At 67.2% G+C, this 14,082-nt stretch carries 15 protein-coding genes; 10 read left to right on the forward strand and 5 right to left on the reverse strand.

The window, feature by feature from the left end; translation table 11 throughout:
• Window positions 1-591: hypothetical protein (locus tag GJV64_RS04725; RefSeq protein WP_164156128.1), on the forward strand; the 591-nt coding region annotated here is incomplete at its 5' end.
• Here the strand turns inward: GJV64_RS04725 and GJV64_RS04730 are convergent.
• Together GJV64_RS04730 and uvrC are read right to left on the reverse strand one after the other, a co-directional pair.
• The gene (locus GJV64_RS04730; RefSeq protein ID WP_164156129.1) at window positions 588-1,274 is read right to left on the reverse strand and encodes a glutathione S-transferase family protein; all 687 of its coding nucleotides are present in this window, start codon (window positions 1,272-1,274) and stop codon (window positions 588-590) included. The genes GJV64_RS04725 and GJV64_RS04730 overlap by 4 nt on opposite strands.
• Before the next feature lie 18 nt (window positions 1,275-1,292).
• Window positions 1,293-3,236 (reverse strand): excinuclease ABC subunit UvrC, encoded by a 1,944-nt coding sequence (gene uvrC / locus GJV64_RS04735; protein WP_164156130.1) that lies wholly within the window; start codon window positions 3,234-3,236, stop codon window positions 1,293-1,295.
• Window positions 3,237-3,350: 114 nt separating this feature from the next.
• Here uvrC and GJV64_RS04740 point away from each other — a divergent pair, with 114 nt between their 5' ends.
• Together GJV64_RS04740 and GJV64_RS04745 are read left to right on the forward strand one after the other, a co-directional pair.
• Complete coding sequence (locus GJV64_RS04740) at window positions 3,351-3,722, forward strand: dihydroneopterin aldolase (protein WP_164156131.1); 372 nt, start codon at window positions 3,351-3,353, stop codon at window positions 3,720-3,722.
• Window positions 3,719-4,501 carry an SDR family oxidoreductase gene (locus GJV64_RS04745; RefSeq protein ID WP_164156132.1) on the forward strand — a complete coding sequence of 261 codons (783 nt, stop codon included), beginning with the start codon at window positions 3,719-3,721 and terminating at the stop codon, window positions 4,499-4,501. Before GJV64_RS04740 ends, GJV64_RS04745 begins: the two co-directional genes overlap by 4 nt.
• On the opposite strand, the gene GJV64_RS04750 is transcribed toward GJV64_RS04745, so the two are convergent.
• On the reverse strand, window positions 4,491-5,309 hold the full coding sequence (locus GJV64_RS04750) for a hypothetical protein (protein WP_164156133.1): 819 nt from the start codon (window positions 5,307-5,309) through the stop codon (window positions 4,491-4,493). The genes GJV64_RS04745 and GJV64_RS04750 overlap by 11 nt on opposite strands.
• 342 nt (window positions 5,310-5,651) lie before the next feature.
• Here GJV64_RS04750 and GJV64_RS04755 point away from each other — a divergent pair, with 342 nt between their 5' ends.
• From GJV64_RS04755 to GJV64_RS04775, 5 genes are all read left to right on the forward strand, one after another.
• Window positions 5,652-6,278: an energy transducer TonB gene (locus tag GJV64_RS04755; protein ID WP_164156134.1), complete on the forward strand. Its 627-nt coding sequence runs from the start codon at window positions 5,652-5,654 to the stop codon at window positions 6,276-6,278.
• Window positions 6,279-6,347: 69 nt separating this feature from the next.
• A complete protein-coding gene (locus tag GJV64_RS04760; RefSeq protein WP_164156135.1) occupies window positions 6,348-7,085 on the forward strand; it encodes a MotA/TolQ/ExbB proton channel family protein in 738 nt (245 codons plus the stop codon).
• A 32-nt stretch (window positions 7,086-7,117) separates the two neighbouring features.
• Window positions 7,118-7,588 carry an ExbD/TolR family protein gene (locus tag GJV64_RS04765; protein WP_164156136.1) on the forward strand — a complete coding sequence of 157 codons (471 nt, stop codon included), beginning with the start codon at window positions 7,118-7,120 and terminating at the stop codon, window positions 7,586-7,588.
• 57 nt (window positions 7,589-7,645) lie between these two features.
• Complete coding sequence (locus GJV64_RS04770) at window positions 7,646-8,068, forward strand: ExbD/TolR family protein (protein WP_164156137.1); 423 nt, start codon at window positions 7,646-7,648, stop codon at window positions 8,066-8,068.
• A 220-nt stretch (window positions 8,069-8,288) separates the two neighbouring features.
• Window positions 8,289-9,053: an SDR family NAD(P)-dependent oxidoreductase gene (locus GJV64_RS04775; RefSeq protein ID WP_164156138.1), complete on the forward strand. Its 765-nt coding sequence runs from the start codon at window positions 8,289-8,291 to the stop codon at window positions 9,051-9,053.
• A gap of 4 nt (window positions 9,054-9,057) precedes the next feature.
• On the opposite strand, the gene GJV64_RS04780 is transcribed toward GJV64_RS04775, so the two are convergent.
• Entirely contained in the window at window positions 9,058-10,851 is a 1,794-nt protein-coding gene (locus GJV64_RS04780; protein WP_164156139.1) for an ABC transporter transmembrane domain-containing protein, read from the reverse strand.
• Between the two features lie 226 nt (window positions 10,852-11,077).
• Here GJV64_RS04780 and GJV64_RS04785 point away from each other — a divergent pair, with 226 nt between their 5' ends.
• Together GJV64_RS04785 and GJV64_RS04790 are read left to right on the forward strand one after the other, a co-directional pair.
• Window positions 11,078-12,397 carry a polyhydroxyalkanoate depolymerase gene (locus GJV64_RS04785; RefSeq protein WP_164156140.1) on the forward strand — a complete coding sequence of 440 codons (1,320 nt, stop codon included), beginning with the start codon at window positions 11,078-11,080 and terminating at the stop codon, window positions 12,395-12,397.
• On the forward strand, window positions 12,390-12,905 hold the full coding sequence (locus GJV64_RS04790; RefSeq protein ID WP_164156141.1) for a GNAT family N-acetyltransferase: 516 nt from the start codon (window positions 12,390-12,392) through the stop codon (window positions 12,903-12,905). The genes GJV64_RS04785 and GJV64_RS04790 overlap by 8 nt, the downstream gene beginning before the upstream one ends.
• A gap of 6 nt (window positions 12,906-12,911) precedes the next feature.
• Here the strand turns inward: GJV64_RS04790 and GJV64_RS04795 are convergent.
• Window positions 12,912-14,082: ATP-binding cassette domain-containing protein (locus GJV64_RS04795; protein ID WP_164156142.1), on the reverse strand; the 1,171-nt coding region annotated here is incomplete at its 5' end.

Genomic DNA, 14,082 nt, shown 5'->3' on the forward strand with positions numbered 1-14,082 from the left:
CAGGGCGCGCGCGGTGGCTGCATCACCGTCGGCCAGCGCCATGCGCGCCCTGAGCTGCCCTGCCGCCGCAGCTGCTGCCGGCACTTCATCCAGCTCGGCAAGGGTGCGGCGGGCGGCGTCGCGGTCAGACCAGCTCTGGACCCGGGCCATGCCGAGCAGTACGGCGGCGCGATCTGTTCCGGTGGCCCCGTCAGCCAGGGCGGCGCGATAATGGTCGAGCGCCAGGCCCGCCAAGAAGCGCTGCTCGGCTACATTGCCGAACAGCCTGTCCAGCCGAACCCGGTCTGCCGGGCCGGCAAAGCGCTGGATCGACGCCAGGGCAGCGGCAACACCCCGCACATCGGCTGGCCATCCGACGAGACGCGGCTGGGCTTCCGGCGGCATACCGGCCAGCTGGTCTGCAACAATCGCAGCAGGATCGGCCGCCATGGCCGGGCCGGGCGGCATAACAATTGCAAGACTGGCAGACAGCAAAATCGCAAGCAGCGGGCGCATGGCACAAGAAATGCTGACCGGCCGATGAAGTCAAGAGCCGGTGGACATGGCCACTTCATGCAAATTGTTGCTGTTTTGTGTCAGGCTTCGCCCTAGGCCTCTCTCGGCCCGATCCCCATCAGCTTCTTGGTTCGCGCGATAAAGGCGCTGTTGTCGCCGCCTTCCTTTACCGGCGATACGTCGGGCACCTTCAGGCCGCGCTGCACGGCGGGGCGGGCGGCGATGGCCTCCACCCAGCGCGACAGGCGCGGGAAGGGGGCGATGTCGACGCCCGTCCAGCCGGCAGTGCGCACCCAGCAGAAATGCGCGATGTCGGCGATGCTGTAGTCACCGGCCAGATAATCGCGCGTCGCAAGGCGGGCATCGAGGATGCCGAACAGCCGCTTCACCTCGCCCAGGTAGCGCGCCTGCACGGCCGGCAGCTTCTCTGGCCAGTAATGCCCGAACAGATTGGCCTGGCCCATCATCGGCCCCAGCCCGCCGACCTGCAGCATCAGCCACTGCAGCGCCTCGGACCGGGCCTGGCGGTTGTCGGGCAACAGCCGCCCGGACGTTTCGGCCAGCCAGATCAGGATGGCGCCCGATTCCATGATGGCAAAGCCGTCATCGATCAGCGCCGGCACCTTGCCGTTGGGATTGAGCTTCAGGAACTCGGCGCGCTTCTGCTCGCCGCCCGCCAGGTCGAGCGTGCGCACCTCGTAATCGAGGCCCAGCTCTTCCAGCGCGATGGAGATCTTGTAGCCATCGGGCGTCGGCGCGGTGAACAGGGTGATGGCCATGGCCGCCAGCCTAGCCGTTCACCCGGCGGGGTGGAAGTGCTGCCAGATGGCCAGCGCCATCTGCTTGGAAATGCCGGGCGCGCGTTCCAGATCGGCCAGCGTGGCGCCCTTCACAGCCCGGCTGGTACCGAAATGCATGAGCAGCGCCTTCTTGCGCGCCGGGCCGATGCCGGGCACCTCGTCGAGCGGGCTTTGCGTCAATGATTTCGCTCGCTTGGCGCGGTGGGCGCCGATGGCAAAGCGGTGTGCCTCGTCGCGCAGGCGCTGCAGATAGAACATCACCGGGGCGTTGGGCTGCAGGGTGAGTTCGCGGCCCGACGGCAGGTGGAAGGTCTCGCGCCCCGCATTCCGGTCAGGCCCCTTGGCGACGCCGACCACGGGGATTTCGACACCCAGTTCGGCGAGCGCCGCCATCACCGCCGCCACCTGGCCCTTGCCGCCGTCGATCAGACAAAGATCGGGCCAGGTGCCGCTCTCCCGGTCCGGGTCCTCGGCCTCCAGCCGGGCGAAGCGGCGGTGCAGCATGGCCTTCATCATGGCGAAGTCATCACCCGGCGTGATGCTCTCGTCCTTCATGTTGAACTTGCGATACTGGCCCTTCTGAAAGCCCTCCGGCCCGGCGACCACCATGGCGCCCAGCGCGTTGGTGCCCATGATGTGGCTGTTGTCATAGATTTCGATGCGTTGCGGCGGGCCGTCCAGCTCGAAGATCTCGGCCAGTTCGCGGTGCAGCCTGGCCTGCGTCGTGGTCTCGGCGCGGCGGCGCTCGATGGCCTCTTCGGCGTTGCGCTGCGCCTGTTCTACAAGGCGCTTGGCGGGCCCGCGCTGCGCATGGCGGATGGCCACCTTGCGCCCGGCCCGTTCCGACAAGGCGGCGGCCAGCAGATCGGCTTCCGGCAGGGCGCGGTCGAGCAGCAGCTCGCGGGGCGGCGGCAGGTCTGCATAGAGCTGGCCAAGGAAGCTTTGGAGGATCTCGGCGGCATCCACCCCGTCGGTGTGGCCGGGGAAGAAGCTGCGGTGTCCCCAGTTCTGGCCGCCGCGGATGAAGAAGATCTGCACGCACACGGCGCCGCCGTCGCTGGCCATGGCGACCACGTCGGCCTCGCTGGTCGCGGCACCAGAACCTTGGGCGGCGTTGATGGCCTGGCTGCCCTGGATGAAGGTCAACGCCCGCAGCCGGTCACGCAGCACGGCGGCGCGCTCGAAATCCATGGCCTCTGCAGCCGCCTGCATGGCGCCGGCCAGCTTCTTTTGCGCTTCCTGCGTGCGGCCGGACAGGAAGCCCATGGCGTCGGCGACCAGTTCGGCATAGGCGGCCTCGTCGATACGGCCAACACAGGGCGCCGAGCAGCGCTTGATCTGATAAAGCAGGCAGGGCCGGTCGCGATTGGCGAAGAAACTGTCGGTGCAACTCCTGAGCAGGAACACCTTCTGCAGCGCGTTCAGCGTGGCGTTCACCGCGCCGGCGCTGGCGAACGGGCCGTAATAGCTGCCCTTCGCCACCCGCGCCCCCCGATGCTTGGAAATGCGCGGAAAATCATGGTCTTCGCGCAGCAGGATGAAGGGGAAGCTCTTGTCGTCGCGGAGCAGCACATTATAGGGCGGGCGATAGCGCTTGATCAGCTGTGCTTCGAGCAGCAGCGCCTCGGCCTCGCTGCCGGTGGTGACGATCTCCATGGAGCGGGTCTGGGCCACCATGCGCTGCAGGCGGCGGGGCAGGCGGGCGACCTGAGTGTAGTTGGTCACCCGGTTCTTGAGCGTGCGCGCCTTGCCGACATAGAGCACCTCGCCGCCCGCATCGAGCATGCGATAGACGCCGGGCCGCAGCGGCAGCGTCTTCACGACGCGGCGGATGGTCTCCACCCCCAGTTCGAGGTCAGGCGCCTCCTTGCCGCGCACCGTGTAGGTCTGCGTCTCTTCCGAGAAGCGATCGGGCGCTGGCGTTGGGGGCGGCTCGCTCATCCTGCCCCAGCCGTTAGCCGCAGTGGCGCGGCAAATCCACCGTCGCCATGGTCGCTTTGTTGCACCGTGAGCAGCAACCGGCTAACCCGCCGCCACCTCTGGCAGGATGTGGTGATGGCAAGCGAACTCAGCCTGTGGGTGCGGGATGTGGAAGTGCCCGTGCTCACCGGCATCTATTCCGAAGAAACCGGGCGGCCGCAGCCGCTCAGGATCAGCATCGAGGCCGTGCTCGACGCGCAGGCGGTTTATGGCCCGGAAACGCCGCTCAGCGCCTCGCACAACTATCTCGACTTGAAGCGCGAGATCATCGCCATCTCCACTGACGGCGTGCACTACAAGCTGGTCGAATCGGTGGCCGACACCATCATCCGGCGCGTGCTGGCCAGCGACCGGCGGGTCAGCAAGGTCACGGTCGCGGTCCACAAGCTGGCGATCAGCGAGGCCGGCGAAGCCATCGGCATCACCCTCACGCGGACCCGGGCATGACGGCACCGCTGGCCTTTATCACCGCAGGCACCAGGCGGGTGGGGGCGGCGATTGCCGGCGAACTGGCGCGGCGTGGCTGGCGGCTGGCGTTGCATGCCAGGGCCGATGCCACGCTTGATCCGGCGCTGGCCGACGTGCTGGCCGAAACCGGGGTTGCCCACCACCAGTTCATCGCCGATCTCGCCGATCCGGAGGCCATTGACCGTCTGTGGGCCGAGGTGACCGCATGGGGCGGCGTTCCTTCCCTGGTGGTCAACAATGCCTCGCTGTTCCTTGATGATGATGCCGCCAGCGCCACCGCCGTGTCGATCCGCCGCCACCAGGCGGTGAACTGCGACGCACCGGTGCAGCTCACGCGCCTGTTGTGGCGCGACACGCCCGAAGGCCAGCAGGCGGCATCGGTGCTGCTGCTCGATCAGCGCATTGCTCACCCGCATGGCGACCAGTTCGCCTACACGTTGTCAAAGCTGGCGCTGGCTGCCGCGCTGCCACTGCTGGCGCGCAGCCTCGCCCCGCGCGTGCGGGTGAACGCGGTGGCACCGGGGCTCACGCTGCCGACCGCCGACTATAGCCCGGCCCAGATGCAGCGGCTGGCGGCGCTGATGCCGCTGGAGCGCCTGCCCGATCCCGCGGCCCTCGCCAGCGCGGTGGCGTGGCTGGCCGAGGCGCCGGCCGTCACCGGCCAGACCATCTTCGTCGATGGCGGCGCGCACCTCGTGGCCTTCGATCGGGATTTCGTGGCGTTGGAACGCGACGAGGCCGTCCGCCCTAGCCCGTAAGGCCGCAGGGGCCGAGGCTGGCAATCGCGGTCTGCCAGTCGCGCGCCAGCGCCGGATCATTGCCACCGGCCGCTGCCGGCAGACGGGCGGGCAGCGAACAGGCCAGGCGATACCAGAGCAAGGTGCCGGGCTGCACCGGCTGGGCCGATTCGTCGATGATGTCGCCGCGCGCCACCGCCACCCGGCGGGCCTCGCCGGGCCGGTTCTGCACCACCAGCACGGCCGGCCTGTCATCGGTGGTGGCGAGGAAGAACTGGCTCTCGCTCTCGCCCGCGACCGTGCCGACGTCGCGAAAGCCGCTGGTGACGCCGCGCACGTCGGGCACGTCGCTGCTGCGGGCTTCACGCGCCACGCGGCGCACCGTGTCGGCCAGCGCCTCGTCCCACGGCTGCACGGCGCGCCGGCTGATCAACCGCGTGGCACCGCCGGCGCCGGGGGCTGCGAGGAAGGCCAGCACCTCCATGCCGGTGACCTTGGGCGGCTTGCCGCGCGAATCCAGCGGCGCATCCCAGGCGAAGACGAGGCTGGCGGGCAGCGCGGCAGGTGCCAGCAACGGATTGGAGACCGCCACGGTGACCAGCAGCCGGGCGCGGCCGGGTGCGACATCTGGTGCCGCCTTGCGCGACAAGGCGGCAGCGCGCGTGATGGTGGCGCGCACGATCACCGGGCTGGCGAGGGTGAGTTCCGCCACGTCGGCAAAGCTGGCCAGCCGGTCGGGCGAGGCCGTCACCAGCGCTGCCGGCTGGGCCTGTGCACCGAGTCCGGGCAGGCCAATCGTGGCAAGAATCAGGCAGATGGGCAGAATCATGCGGGGCATCCCACCATCGTAGCGGCTAGGTGCCAATCCCGGCAACCACGTCATCCACGGGGCCGGCGGGCCTCCGTTCATCGCATTCCACCCTGTTGAAGCGGGCAGGGGAACAAATGCCGGCCATCAGGGCCTTCACGCTGGGGCAATCGACGTAGCGCGGCGCCATTTGGGTCAACTCTGGCCGGAATGTGGCAAAAAGCCGGTTGCGGGGCCGCTCGGCTTGCGGCTAAGGGGCACGCAGAGGGAAGGGCGCAGGGTTGAGGGGGGTCCTCTGTCCGCGACTGTTCCCGACGACAAGGGAGTGCCAGTCCAGCCATGTCATACATGGACGCACCTGGGATGAGCAAAAACCGGCAGATTGCGCTCGGCGTGGTCGCCGTGCTGCACGTTCTGCTCGGTTACGCCATCGTTACCGGCTTCGCTATCCAAGTGGTGAAGAAGATCGTTGATCCGCTTGAAGCGGTGAACGTGAAGGAAGAGGCGCCGCCGCCGGACGAGCCGCCACCGCCGCCGCCGAAGGAAGTGGAGATCCCGCCCTTCGTGCCGCCGCCGGAAGTGACCGTGCAGTCGGATGCCCCGACCAACACCATCACCACGCAATCGACGGTGTCGCAGCCGGATCCGCCTCGCGTGGCCCCGCCAGCGCCGCCTGCCCCGCCGGCCCCGCCGGCCGTGGCCCCCACTCCGGCGACTCCGCGTGGTCGCGGCAACGTCATCAGCACCGATGATTATCCGAGCGCTTCGCGTGCTGCCGAAGAGGAAGGCGTGGTCCGCGTGACCTACCTGATCGGTACCGACGGGCGGGTGACGGAATGCACCGTGGCACAGTCGAGCGGCTTCAAGCGTCTCGATGATGCCACCTGCAACATCATCCAGCGCCGCTGGCGCTTCAACCCGGCGACCCGCGAAGGGCAGCCGGTGGCAGAGCGCAAGACCCAGCCGGTGCGCTGGAAACTGGAAAACTGACAGGAACGTCACTGGATTCGGCAAGGCGCCAGCGCCACGCCGGGAAACTATAACCGAGGGAAGAAGAAGATGCAGACCCAAGCCGCAGAAAATCCGTATGGCCTGATGGCCGCGCTCGAGCAGGGTGGGCCGATTGCCTGGTCCGTGTTCGGCCTCCTGGTGTTCATGTCGCTCTACAGCTGGTTCATCATCATCACCAAGTACCTGGACCAGAAGAAGATCCTGTCGGAAGCCGCCGAGCTGGAAAAGAAGTTCTGGTCGGCCTCGGATCTGAAGACCGGCGCCTCCAAGCTCGACAAGAACTCGCCGTTCCGCCAGATCGTCGATGACGGCCTGCGCGCTGCCGATCACCACGAAGGCCGCCTGACCGACAAGATCGACCAGCATGAGTGGGTGACAATGGCGCTCAACCGCTCGAGCTCGGCGATCGCCGGCAAGCTCACCACCGGCTTCTCGTTCCTGGCCTCCGTTGGCTCGACCTCGCCCTTCGTCGGCCTGTTCGGCACCGTCGTCGGCATCTATCGCGCCCTGATCAACATCGGTCTGGCCGGCCAGGCCTCGATCGACAAGGTCGCCGGCCCGGTGGGTGAAGCGCTCATCATGACCGCCCTGGGTCTGGCCGTCGCCGTGCCCGCCGTGCTCGGCTACAACTGGCTCATCCGTCGTAACAAGGACGTGATGGACCGCATGAACAACTTCACCGCCGACGTGCATGGCGCGCTGGTGTCGGGTGCCCGCATCGAGCGTCCGAAGGTTGCCATGGCCGCCCCGGCTGCTCCGGCTGCTGCTCCTGCGGTCAAGAAGTAACGGTCTGATCGCCACATAGGGGAGACAGACCCATGGCAATGAGTGTCGGCAAGGACGAGAGCGAAGACGCTCCGATGAACGAGATCAACACGACGCCGCTGGTCGACGTCATGCTGGTGCTCCTCATCATCTTCCTGATCACCGTCCCCGTCGTCATCCAGACCGTGCCGCTGACCCTGCCGACGGTGACCAACCTTCCCACCACCACCAAGCCGGAAAACGTGCTGATTTCGGTGGATGGGAACTGCGACACCTACTGGGGTCAGACGCTGGTGACCAGCAAGCAGGAACTGCTCGACCGTGGCGTCAAGGCGCTGAAGGACGAGATTGCCCGCCAGGAAGCCCTGGGTGGCAAGATCGAACTGCCGGAAGTGCATATCCGCGGCGACAAGGACGTGGCCTATCGCTGCATCGGTGGGGTTGTCTTCACCATGCAGCGGGCCGGTTTCCTGAAGGTCGGCTTCATCTCGGAGCCGGTTCCCGGGTTCGTGACGCGCGATTGATGATGTGACTGTGGCCGTCCGAGACGGGCGGCCACACCAGAGACAGGAGTTTGGCCAATGGCCATGTCAGTTGGCAAAGAGGGTGGTGACGACAACCCGATGGTGGAAATGAACACGACGCCGCTCATCGACGTCATGCTCGTTCTGCTCATCATGTTCATCATCACCATCCCGGTGCAGACCCATGCCGTGAAGCTGGATCTGCCGCCGCCGAACCCCAACCCCAGCAATGTCGACCCGGTGTTCAACCAGATCGACATCGACTTCCTTGGCAATATCTATTGGAACAAGACGGAAGTCGACATGAACACCCTCAAGGGCTACCTGTCCCAGGCAAGTGCGCTACCGGAACAGCCGGAGCTGCGCCTTCGGCCGGAAGCCGAGGCCCGTTACGAGCTGGTGGATCAGGTGATGGCCGCTGCACAGCAAGCCCGAATCGAGAAGATGGGTTTCGTCGGCAACGAGGCTTACGCGAACTGACCACAGTGCGACCTGACGATAACGCGTGACGTTATCCTCGGACTCGCGCAAGTTCAGATGGCGAGCAATAAGGGCGGCCCCAACAGGCCGCCCTTTTTGATTCATCTGACTGTGGCTCGGCTCGGCCGCCGCTTGCGCCCGCCAAACACCCCGCAATCCCCCAGTATCGCCCGCCCACGTTCCGCCCTAGCGTCAACCGTGCAAAGGGAGGAACCACGACATGGCACGGCTTTCAGGCAAGGTGGCACTGGTCACCGGCGCGGCATCTGGCATCGGGGCGGCGACGGCGCGGCGGTTGGCGCAGGAAGGCGCGGCGGTGCTGCTGACCGACCTCGACATCGGCGGGGAGGAGGTGGCGGCCGGCATTGTCGCGCAGGGCGGCACGGCACTGTTCCGCCTGCACGATGTCACCTCCCACCCAGATTGGGCGGCGGCGGTGGAACATGCCGTGGAGGATTTCGGCCGGCTCGACATACTGGTCAACAATGCCGGTATCGCCGGCGGCAACCATGAACTGATGGATCACAGCTATGATGCGTGGCGGCAGATCCTGGCCGTCAACCTGGACGGCGTGTTTCTCGGCCTGCGCCATGCCGGACCGCGCATCGCGCAGGCCGGCGGCGGCAGCATCATCAACATCAGCTCGATCCTCGGCAAGGTGGGGCTGGCCGGTGCGGCGGCCTATTGCGCGTCAAAGGGCGGCGTGGCGCTGCTCACCAAGGCGGCAGCGCTGGAATGGGCGCCGCTGGGCATCAGGGTGAACAGTGTCCACCCCGGCTTCATCGAGACGCCGATGGTGGCTGGCGCGCTGGCGGCGCGCGAGGATGGCAACGAGATGAAGGGTGCCCTCATCGCCGCGCACCCACTCGGCCGGTTCGGTTACCCGAAGGAGATCAGCGACGCCATCCTGTTCCTGGCCAGCGACGAATCCAGCTTCATGACCGGCGCCGAACTGGTGGTGGACGGCGGCTACACGGCCCAGTAGCGCTTCAGGCCGCAACCTGATCGAACTGCAGCCGCGCCAACCGCGCATAGAGGCCGCCGCTGGCCAGCAGGCTGTCGTGCGTGCCGGTGGCGACGATGCGGCCCTTGTCCATCACCACGATGCGGTCCGCATTGCGCACGGTGGCCAGCCGGTGGGCAATCACCAGCGTGGTGCGACCCTTCATCAGATCATCGAGCGCGGCCTGCACCAGCTGCTCGCTCTCTGCATCAAGGGCGCTCGTGGCTTCATCGAGCAGCAATATGGGGGCATCGCGCAGGATGGCGCGGGCGATGGCGATGCGCTGGCGCTGGCCGCCCGACAGGCGGGTGCCGGCCTCGCCCAGGAAGCTGTGAATCCCGTCGGGCAGGTCCTTCAGGAAGGCATCGGCATGGGCCGCCCGGGCCGCGGCCCACACCTCCGCCTCGCTGGCTTCGGGCCGGCCATAGCGGATGTTTTCCAGCGCACTGGCAGCAAAGATCACGGTTTCCTGCGGCACCACGGCGAGGCGGGCGCGAATGGCCTGCGGATCGGCGGCGGTATAGGGCACGCCGTCGATCCTCAGCTCGCCGCCTTCCGGATCATAGAAACGCTGGACGAGCTGGAAGAGCGTTGACTTGCCAGCGCCCGACGGGCCGACCACGGCCACCGTCTCGCCAGGCGCGATGCTGAGGCTGAAGCCGTTGAGCGCCGCCGCGTCGGGCTTGGACGGATAGTGGAAGCGCACGCCATCCAGCTCCAGCCGGCCGAGCGCAGGCACCGGCAGCGGCGTCGGCTGCGCCGGAGCGCGGATCTGCGGCCTTGCGGCCAGCAGCTCCTCCATCCGGCCGGAGGCGCCGGCGGCGCGCATGAAATCGCCATAGACTTCGGTCAGCGTGCCAAAGGCACCGGCAACGATGGCGGCGGCGAACACGAAGGCAGCGATCGACCCGCCCGACAGCGTGCCGGCGATCACGCCCAGCGCGCCTTGCCACAGCACCAGAGTGATGGCGCCAAACACCAGGGTGATGATCAGTGCGGTCATCAGCGCGCGCAGGCGCAGGCGGCGCTTGGCGGTGTCGAAGCTGCGCTCAACGGCGGCGGAGAAGCGCGCCGATTCCCGGCGTTCCTGGGTGAAGGCCTGCACGATGCGGATAGCGCCCAGCACTTCGGAGACGAGGGTGCCGAGATCGGCCACCCGGTCCTGGCTGGCGCGCGACAGGTCACGCACCCGGCGGCCGAGCAGGATCAGCGGCACCATGGTGAGCGGGATCACCAGCAGCATCAGCAGCGTGAGGCGGGGGCTGACCCAGAACATGTAGATGATGCCACCAATGCCCATCACGCTGTTGCGCAGGGCAAGGCTGGCCGAGGTGGCAACCACCTGCTCGATGATCGCGGTGTCCGAGGTGATGCGGCTGGCGATCTCGGCCGGGCGGTTCTCCTCGAAGAACACCGGATCGAGGGTGACGAGATGCGCCTGCACCGCGGTGCGCAGATCGGCCACCACCCGCTCGCCGATCCAGGTGACGAAATAGAATCGCACGGCGGTTGCGAGGCCCAGCACCATCACCAGGCCAAGGAAGCCGGTGAAGAAGGGGGTGATGGCCGCTGGGTCGCTGCCGCGGGCAAAGCCGTTGTCGACCACCATCTTCAGGCCCTGGGGGATGGCCAGCGTCGACAGCGCGGCCACCGCCAGCGCCACCAGCGCGGCCGTCAGATGCCAGGGATAGGCCCGCGAAAAGCGCCACAACAGTTTGAGGCGGGACAATTTTCGCTCTGCCACAGGGGGCAGGGGCGGTTTCGGCGGGGGGGAAGCCATGGCGGCTGATAACAGGGGTAGGGGCGTTGCTCAATGGCTGCACCGGGCAATCGCACCGCGACACACTGGCCTGCGGCGCCTGTTGCAAATTTGTTGCAGGCCACCATTTCATCGCTTTGTGCATTGCGTCATGTTCATGCAGCAATCAGAGCATCATGTGGCTATGCTGCAGGTGCGATACGGCAGGGCAATATGATGTGCCCGGCCGGCGCGGGAAGGTTATTCAATGCTCTATACTGCCTACGAGATGCAAAAGGCCTGGCTGGCCGGGGCCGGCATGGCGGCGCGGACAAGTTCGGACTGGCTGCTGGCAGCCACCAGCCCCTTTGCCTGGTCACCGGCGGCGCCCGTGATGGCGCGTGCGCTGGAGGTGTTTGCCCACGCGGTGGAGCCGCGCGGCAAGCCAGCCTTCGGCCTCAACAGCACGCTGATCTATGGCGAAGCGGTGCCGGTGGCCGAGGAGGTGGTGCTGCGCAAGCCGTTCGGGCAACTGAAGCATTTCCGGCGCGGCGTGCCGCAGGGCGTTGGCGGCGGCAAGCAGGATCCGCGCGTGTTGGTGGTGGCGCCGATGTCGGGCCATTATGCCACGCTGCTGCGCGGAACCGTCGAACGGCTGCTGCCCGATCACGACGTGTTCATCACCGACTGGCGTGACGCAAAGCTGGTGCCGCTGTCGGAAGGCCGCTTCGACCTCAACGACTATGTCGATTATCTGATCGAATATCTGGAACTGCTGGGGCCCGACACGCATGTGATCGCCGTGTGCCAGCCGGCGGTGCCGGCCTATGCGGCCGTGGCGCTGATGAATGCCGATGATCATCCCTGCGCGCCGCCCAGCCTCACGCTGATGGGCGGGCCGGTCGATACCCGCCGCGCGCCCACCGCCGTCAACACGCTGGCCATGAAGCGGCCCTATGCCTGGTTCGAGCAGACGCCGATCCAGGAGGTGCCGGCCATCTGGCCGGGCGCGGGTCGCAAGGTCTATCCGGGCTTCCTGCAACTGTCCGGCTTCATGACCATGAACCTGGCCAACCACATGCAATCGCATTGGGACATGTTCCGCCACCTGATCGAGGGTGACGAGGATTCGGCCGAGGCCACCAAGGCCTTTTACGACGAGTATCGCTCGGTGTGCGACATGACCGCCGAATTCTATCTCCAGACCATCGACCTGGTGTTCCAGCGCCAGGCGCTGGCCACCGGGCAGTTCTTCCATCGCGGCCGCCTGGCCGATCCGGCGGCGATCACGAAGACCGCGCTGCTGGCCATCGAAGGCGAGCGTGACGACATTTCCGGCATCGGCCAGACCAAGGCGGCGCTTGAACTAGCCGTCAACCTGCCGGAGAAGAAGAAACATTATCATCTGGCGGAAGGTGCCGGCCATTATGGCATCTTCAACGGCAGCAAGTGGCGGCAGACCATTGCGCCCGTGGTGGAAAAGTTCATCCGCACCCACGACACTGGCCGCGTGGCGCCGGCGCCGCTCAGGGTGGTGACGCCGCGCCATGTCGATCCGGATGTGCCGCCGGGCGTGGAAGTTGCCTGAAGACTCTGCGGGTGATCCGGCGATCCGCATCCGCCAGCTGACCGCGGCCGACGTCGACGCCTATCGGGCGTTGCGTCTGGCCGGGCTCGCAGCGCACCCCCATGCCTTCGGCGCCGATGCCGAGGAGGAGGCTGCCTGGCCGATGGCGGACTGGCTGGCGCGTCTGGAGCACCGCACGACCTTCGGGGCCTTCACAAATGATGCGCTGGTCGGCACGGCGGCGCTGGCCATCGAGCCGGGCCGCAAGCATGCCCATTGCGGGCACCTTGTTGGCATGTACGTGGCGCCAGAAGCGCGCGGGACCGGGGCAGGGCGCGCCCTGATCGAGGCCGTGCTCGATCTGGCGCGCGGGCGGGTCGAACTGGTCAGGCTCAGTGTTGCCATCGCCAATGCGCCGGCGATCGCGCTGTATCTCGCCTGCGGGTTCCGGCCCTATGCGGTGGACCCCGATGCCATCAGGGTCGAAGGGGTGATCGTGGACGACATATTGATGGAGCGCCGCCCCTGAGCGGTGTCAGCCGGCGAGTTGCTCTTCCTGCTCGGCCAGTTCCAGCCAGCGCAGTTCCGCCGCGTCCAGCTGCACCCGCAGACTGTCCAGTTCGGAGGTGATCGCGGCAAAGCGCTGCGGGTTTTTCGCATAGAGATCAGGGTCGGCAAGTGCCGCCTCGCGCGCCGCGATGTCCTGGCCCAGTGCGGCGATGCGCGCCGGCAGTTCGGCCAGTTCACGCGCGTCCTTGTAACTCAGCTTGCTGGCCTTCTTCGGCGCGGTGGCGGCCGGCGCGGTGGTTTTTGGCCGGGCGGTGGCCTCGGCCGTGCTGCGTCGTGATGCCCAGTCGCTCCAGCCGCCCACGCTCACCTGCGCGCCGCCGTTGCCATCCAGGGCCACGATCATGGTCACCACCCGGTCGAGGAAGGCGCGATCATGGCTGACCAGCAGCACGGTGCCATCATAGTCGCCGATCACCTCCTCGATGAGGTCGAGCGTTTCCATGTCGAGATCGTTGGTCGGTTCATCCAGCACCATCAGGTTTGACGGGCTGGCGAACTCGCGGGCGAGCAGCAGGCGGGACTGTTCGCCGCCCGACAGCGTCTCGGCCGGCGCATCCAGCACCTCCGGCCCAAACAGATAGTCCTTCAGATGGCCGGCGACATGCTTCTTGACGCCATTCACTTCAAGCCATTCGCCGCCATCGGCCAGCACCTCGCGGACCGTGCGGCCTTTCAGCCGCTGGCGCTGCTGATCGATGATGGTGGGATTGAGCGTCGCGGCGCGGGTGATGGTGCCGCCATCGGGCGCGATCTGGCCCAGCAGCAACCGGATGAGCGTCGTCTTGCCGGCGCCGTTGGGGCCGATGATGCCGATGCGGTCGCCCTTCCTGACCCGCAACGAAAAATCCTTCAACAGCACCCGCCCGCCCAGCGTCAGGCCGATGTTCTTCGCATCGATCAGGATCTTCGAGCCCGGGTCCTCGGCCTGGGTGGCGATGCGTGCCACGCTGGGCCCGGTGTCGAGCGCGCGTCGGGTGGCGCGCAGGTCCATCAGCTTGGCGAGCCGGCCCATGTTGCGCTTGCGCCGGGCGGTGACGCCGCGCTGCAGCCAGTGTTCCTCGGCACGCAGCTTCGTGTCGAGCCGCTGGCGCGTCCGCTCGGCTTCGGCGGCGACCGTCTCCGCCCAGGCCTCGAAG

Source organism: Sandarakinorhabdus rubra (assembly GCF_010994245.1).
GTDB classification, from domain to species: domain Bacteria; phylum Pseudomonadota; class Alphaproteobacteria; order Sphingomonadales; family Sphingomonadaceae; genus Sandarakinorhabdus; species Sandarakinorhabdus rubra.

What these genes read in the sequence shown, in the direction of transcription:
- GJV64_RS04765 (WP_164156136.1), top strand. Translation starts at nt 7,118, where the DNA reads ATGGCAATGAGTGTCGGCAAGGACGAGAGCGAAGACGCTCCGATGAAC.
- GJV64_RS04750 (WP_164156133.1), bottom strand. Translation starts at nt 5,309, where the DNA reads ATGATTCTGCCCATCTGCCTGATTCTTGCCACGATTGGCCTGCCCGGA.
- GJV64_RS04740 (WP_164156131.1), top strand. Translation starts at nt 3,351, where the DNA reads ATGGCAAGCGAACTCAGCCTGTGGGTGCGGGATGTGGAAGTGCCCGTG.
- GJV64_RS04770 (WP_164156137.1), top strand. Translation starts at nt 7,646, where the DNA reads ATGGCCATGTCAGTTGGCAAAGAGGGTGGTGACGACAACCCGATGGTG.
- GJV64_RS04730 (WP_164156129.1), bottom strand. Translation starts at nt 1,274, where the DNA reads ATGGCCATCACCCTGTTCACCGCGCCGACGCCCGATGGCTACAAGATC.
- GJV64_RS04760 (WP_164156135.1), top strand. Translation starts at nt 6,348, where the DNA reads ATGCAGACCCAAGCCGCAGAAAATCCGTATGGCCTGATGGCCGCGCTC.
- GJV64_RS04745 (WP_164156132.1), top strand. Translation starts at nt 3,719, where the DNA reads ATGACGGCACCGCTGGCCTTTATCACCGCAGGCACCAGGCGGGTGGGG.
- GJV64_RS04775 (WP_164156138.1), top strand. Translation starts at nt 8,289, where the DNA reads ATGGCACGGCTTTCAGGCAAGGTGGCACTGGTCACCGGCGCGGCATCT.
- uvrC (WP_164156130.1), bottom strand. Translation starts at nt 3,236, where the DNA reads ATGAGCGAGCCGCCCCCAACGCCAGCGCCCGATCGCTTCTCGGAAGAG.
- GJV64_RS04755 (WP_164156134.1), top strand. Translation starts at nt 5,652, where the DNA reads ATGAGCAAAAACCGGCAGATTGCGCTCGGCGTGGTCGCCGTGCTGCAC.
- GJV64_RS04780 (WP_164156139.1), bottom strand. Translation starts at nt 10,851, where the DNA reads ATGGCTTCCCCCCCGCCGAAACCGCCCCTGCCCCCTGTGGCAGAGCGA.
- GJV64_RS04785 (WP_164156140.1), top strand. Translation starts at nt 11,078, where the DNA reads ATGCTCTATACTGCCTACGAGATGCAAAAGGCCTGGCTGGCCGGGGCC.